Annotated in this window: 6 protein-coding genes; 5 read left to right on the forward strand and 1 reads right to left on the reverse strand. The window is 68.4% G+C overall.

Annotation, left to right across the window (positions count from 1 at the left end; all coding sequences use genetic code 11):
• Window positions 1-234 precede the first annotated feature (234 nt).
• The 4 genes from DMC18_RS06305 to DMC18_RS06320 all read left to right on the forward strand — a co-directional run bounded on the left by DMC18_RS06305 (window position 235) and on the right by DMC18_RS06320 (window position 2,697).
• A complete protein-coding gene (locus DMC18_RS06305) occupies window positions 235-906 on the forward strand; it encodes a LysE family translocator (RefSeq protein ID WP_110120211.1) in 672 nt (223 codons plus the stop codon).
• An 83-nt stretch (window positions 907-989) separates the two neighbouring features.
• Window positions 990-1,235, forward strand: a complete 246-nt coding sequence (locus tag DMC18_RS06310) for a hypothetical protein (RefSeq protein ID WP_110120212.1) — start codon at window positions 990-992, stop codon at window positions 1,233-1,235.
• 56 nt (window positions 1,236-1,291) lie between these two features.
• Window positions 1,292-1,795: a molybdopterin-dependent oxidoreductase gene (locus tag DMC18_RS06315; RefSeq protein WP_233245260.1), complete on the forward strand. Its 504-nt coding sequence runs from the start codon at window positions 1,292-1,294 to the stop codon at window positions 1,793-1,795.
• A gap of 65 nt (window positions 1,796-1,860) precedes the next feature.
• Window positions 1,861-2,697 (forward strand): serine aminopeptidase domain-containing protein, encoded by an 837-nt coding sequence (locus DMC18_RS06320; protein ID WP_233248079.1) that lies wholly within the window; start codon window positions 1,861-1,863, stop codon window positions 2,695-2,697.
• Between the two features lie 160 nt (window positions 2,698-2,857).
• Here the strand turns inward: DMC18_RS06320 and DMC18_RS06325 are convergent, their stop codons facing one another.
• The gene (locus tag DMC18_RS06325) at window positions 2,858-3,385 is read right to left on the reverse strand and encodes a DUF1993 family protein (RefSeq protein ID WP_110120214.1); all 528 of its coding nucleotides are present in this window, start codon (window positions 3,383-3,385) and stop codon (window positions 2,858-2,860) included.
• A 191-nt stretch (window positions 3,386-3,576) separates the two neighbouring features.
• Here DMC18_RS06325 and prfA point away from each other — a divergent pair, with 191 nt between their 5' ends.
• Entirely contained in the window at window positions 3,577-4,638 is a 1,062-nt protein-coding gene (prfA, locus tag DMC18_RS06330) for a peptide chain release factor 1 (RefSeq protein WP_110120215.1), read from the forward strand.
• The last annotated feature ends 121 nt before the right edge of the window (window positions 4,639-4,759 follow it).

Raw genomic sequence — 4,759 nt, forward strand, 5'->3', positions numbered from 1 at the left:
GCCAGGTCGCGCTGCGGCGGCAGGCGGGTTCCGGCCGGCAGGGCGCCCGAGGCGACGTCGGCGCGCAGAGCCTCGACCAGGCGCTCGTAGATCGGCGCGTCGCCGTCGGGCAGGGCGGGGGTCCAGGCGGCGGCCATCGGGCGCTCCAGCTTCATTGTCACTGTATCAATATAAGTTTTGACTCATGGATCAATCAAAATCATCACCGTGACATTCTTGTACAGGGAGGTCCCGATGACCCCGCAACTGATCCTCGCTTTCGTGCTGTTCGCCTTCGCCACCGCCGGCACGCCCGGTCCCAACAACATGATGCTGCTGGCCTCGGGCGCGAACTTCGGGTTCCGCCGCACGATCCTGCACATCCTGGGGATCAGCCTGGGCCTGGGGGCGATGGTGCTGGCCATGGGCTTTGGGCTGTCGGGCGTGTTCAAGGCCTGGCCGGTGCTGCACGATATCCTGCGCTGGGTCGGGGCGGGCTACATGCTGTGGCTGGCCTGGAAGATCGGCACGGCCCGGGGAATCTCGGAGCGCGAGGCGGGCGGCAGGCCGATGGGCTTCTGGGCGGCGGCGGCCTTCCAGTGGGTCAATCCCAAGGCCTGGGCCATGGCGCTGGGCGCGGTGACCACCTATGCGCCGGAGGGCGGCTCGATCCTGGTCGTGCCGGTGCTGGCGGGCCTGTTCATGCTGGTCGGCGCGCCGTGCAGCGCCGCCTGGGCCGGCTTCGGCATGGCCCTGCGCCGGTTCCTCGACCGGCCGGCCGTGCTGCGCGGCTTCAACATCACCATGGCCGTGCTGCTGGTCGTGTCGCTGTATCCGACGATCTTCGGCGGCGGCCATGCGCCCAAGCCCGCGCCGCGCGACCTGGCGTTCGCCTCCAGGCCGCTGGTCTTCGCCTGGCGGGGGTGAGGCGCCCGATATCTTTCGAAACTAGACTGCCGGCCTGGTCGTGGCGAAATGACCGCTGCTGAATCAGCAACGGGGACAGTGTAGTGAACAAGGATCGAGCTCGTCGCAGCTCGGCGAATTTCATCGCCGTCTGCTGCTTCCTGGTCGCCGGCGTGCTGTTCTTCGTGATGATCAGCGATGCGTTCTGGCCAGGACGCTTTCCCATGCGGGACGCCAACATCCGGATCACCGAGTTCTTGGCCTTGGGGTATGTCATTCGCCTGCTGACGCGGATCGACCAGAAGCTCGACGAACGCGGCGTGGCGCCGGCGGGCGACGCGGCCGACTGACCTTGCGCCGACGCCGCGCGGAGGGTCAGATCGCGGCCCCGTTCAGGAGACTATCCATGCGTCTCGCCCCCTCCTTCGCATCAGCCCTCGCCGTCGCCGTCCTGGCGCTCGCTCCCGCCGCCTTCGCCCCGTCTGCCTGGGCCCAGGACATCAAGGTGACCGTGCAGGGCCGCGACAGCATCGTGCTGACCCCGGCCGACTTCGCCGCCCTGCCGCGCGGCAAGGCGACCATGGTCGAGGGCGGCAAGAGCGCGGTCTACGAAGGCGTGCTGCTGAACGCCGCCCTGGTGCAGGCGGGCGTGGTGCACGGCGACCGGCTGATGGGCCGCTACCTGAACCAGGTGGTGATCGTGAAGGCGGCCGACGGCTACGTCTCGATCCTGTCGCTGGCCGAGACCGACCCGTTCTACCGCGACAATCCGGTGATCATCGCCGACCGCAAGAACGGCCAGCCGCTGGACGCCCGCGAGGGTCCCTACCGGGTGGTGGTGGGCGGCGACAGGAAGCCCTCGCGCTCGGCCAGGCAGGTGAACGCCATCGAGGTGCGCCCGGCCTATTGAGGCTCGACACTCAGCGTGCATCCGGTCCAGGCTGCGCGCCTGAAGTGTAAAGGGGGATTCCCATGATGATCGATCGTCGCGCCCTGTTGCTGGGCGCCGGCTCCCTGGCTGCCGCGCCTTTGCTCGGGGCGGCCTCGGGAACCGCGAAGGTCGAGACCATCACCCTGAAGGTCCAGGATCGCACGCTGCCCGTCCTGCTGGCGCGACCCGAAAAGCCCAAGGGGCTATTGCTTTTCTCGCACGGCGCCGGCGGCCAGCCGTCCAACTATCAGGCGCTGTTCGACGCCTGGAGCGCGGCGGGCTTCCTCGTGGTCGCGCCGACCCACGTCGACTCCAAGGCCAGTCCCGACAGCGGCAAGTACACCCTGCGCCAGGCCTTCGCCCTGCGCCTGCTGGATTTGGCGGCCGCCTCGCTGGAGATCACCGCCGATCTCCCCAGCCTGCCCGTGGCGTCCGCCGGGCACTCCTACGGCAGCCTGATGGCCCTGATGATGGGCGGGGCGCTGGAGACGGTGATCCCGGCGCGCAATCCGGACGTCAAGGCCGTGCTGTGCTTCTCCAGTCCCGGCGTCATCCAGGGCCTGATCGGCCCGACCGCCTACCAGGGCGTCAAGGGTCCGATGATGATGATCACCGGCGACAAGGACGTGCTGCCCGGCGTGATCGAGGACTGGCATGAGCACCTCTACCCGTTCGACACCAGCGCGCCGGGCGGCAAGTACCTGTGGGTCGGCAAGGGCGTCGGCCACAGCATGTCGTATCATCCCGAGGACCCCGGTTTTCCCGAGGCCTCGGCGCTGAGCGTGGCGTTCCTGAAGGCCAAGGTGCTGGGCGACGCGGGCGCCGAGGCCGCGCTGGCGGCGCAGGCCTCGACGCCGCGGGCGGACTGGAAGACGCGATAGGGCGGCTTGGGTTCAATCGGCGGTTGGCGTGTGAGCCGAAAACCTCGTCCTTCGACAGGCTCAGGATGAGGTTTTTCTACCGCTCTGGCCTGTAAATGGTCCTCATCCTGAGCTTGTCGAAGGACGAGGACCACGCACGGAGCCTGAAGGTCGATCCGCCCTAGGCCGCTCGCACCCGTTCCGCGCCCAGGTTCAGGTAGTCGCGCTTGCCCAGCGGCACGCCGTGATGGCGCAGGATGTCGTAGGCGGTCACGACGTGGAACTGGAAGTTGGGCAGGGCGAACTCCAGCAGGTAGTCCAGCCCGGAAAAGCCCAGGGTGAGCGGCCCGGCGGGGAACACCACCTCGCGGGTCTCCGCCCCTTCGAAGGCCTCGGCCGGAACGCTTTGCACATAGGAGAGGCTGCGGGCCACGCGATCCTGCAGCTGGGCGAAGGTGGTCTCGTCGTCGGTCATGGGCGGGGCGACGCCGCCGCTTAAGCGGGCCATGGCGCCGCGGGCCGCGTCGGAGGCGCGCTGGATCTGGCCGGCCAGCGGCAGCATGTCTGCGAACAGGCGGGCCTGGACGAAGGCGTCCGGGTCGGCGCCCGCGGCCTCCGCATGGGTTTTCGCCTTGTCGAGCAGGTTCGACAGCGTGGTCAGGCCGCGCGTGAAGGCGGTGGCCGTGACGTGGTGGATCGAAAAGGACATGGGCGTTTCCCTGGGCGGGCCGCGGCGCGCGGTCGGCTCTTCGACTAGCTAATCCCAGTCAGGTAAGTTTTCAAACGATACTGATGACGGTGGATGTCAGCAGCCGACGGCTTGGCCGCGCCTCCATTCCCTTCCCTCCGGAAAGGGCCTAGAGAAGCCGGCCCCATCCTTCAGCCGTGCGATCTCTTCCCTTGCGACTGCCCCAGGCCCGCCTCGACCAGGTTCTCGACCGTTTCCGCGAAGTGGAGGCCCGCATGGGCGCGGCCACCGACGGCGGCGAGATCGTCAAGCTCTCCAAGGAGCACGCCGAGTTGCGGCCGGTGGCCGAGGCCGTCGAACGCCTGGCCAAGCTGAGCGCCGAGCGCGCCGAGCTGGACGAGATGGCCGCCGATCCCGAGATGGCCGCCATGGTCCGCGACGAGATCGAGGCTCTCGACGAGCGCCTGCCGATCCTGGAGCGCGAGCTGGCCCTGATGCTGGCCCCCAAGGACAAGGACGAGAACGCCTCGGCCATCCTCGAAGTCCGCGCCGGCACCGGCGGCGACGAGGCGGCGCTGTTCGCCGGCGACCTCTTCCGGATGTACCAGCGCTACGCCGTCACCCAGGGCTGGCGGGTCGAGGTCGACAGCGTCTCCGAAGGCGAGATGGGCGGCTACAAGGAAATCATCGCCTCGATCACCGGCGACGGCGTGTTCGGCCGGCTGAAGTTCGAGAGCGGCGTGCACCGGGTGCAGCGCGTGCCCGAGACCGAAGCCCAGGGCCGCATCCACACCTCGGCCGCCACGGTGGCCGTGCTGCCGGAAGCCGAGGACGTCGAGATCGAGATCAAGGAAAGCGATCTGCGGATCGACACCTACCGCTCGTCCGGCGCCGGCGGCCAGCACGTCAACAAGACCGACTCGGCGGTGCGCATCACCCACTTGCCGACCGGCGTGGTGGTGACGTCGTCGGAGAAGTCGCAGCACCAGAACCGCGCCAAGGCGATGAAGAACCTGAAGGCCCGGCTCTACGACATGCAGCGCCAGGCCCTGGACGACGCCCGCTCCGACGCCCGCAAGAGCCAGGTCGGCAGCGGCGACCGGTCGGAGCGCATCCGCACCTACAACTTCCCGCAGGGCCGGGTGACGGATCACCGGATCAACCTGACCCTCTACAACCTGGCCAAGGTGATCGAGGGCGAGGCCCTGGACGACGTCATCAACCCGCTGATCGCCGAGGACCAGGCCGCGCGCCTGGCCAGCCTGGAAGATTAAGGCCCTTCTCCCCTTGCGGGAGAAGGTGTCGGCGATAGCCGACGGGTGAGGGGTCTCTCAAAAGTCAGACGCCGCGAAAGCTGATCGGCTTTCGCGGCGTTTCTGTTCGTGCGACCCCTCA

The sequence above is a fragment of the Caulobacter sp. D5 genome, assembly GCF_003185805.1.
Lineage (GTDB): Bacteria > Pseudomonadota > Alphaproteobacteria > Caulobacterales > Caulobacteraceae > Caulobacter.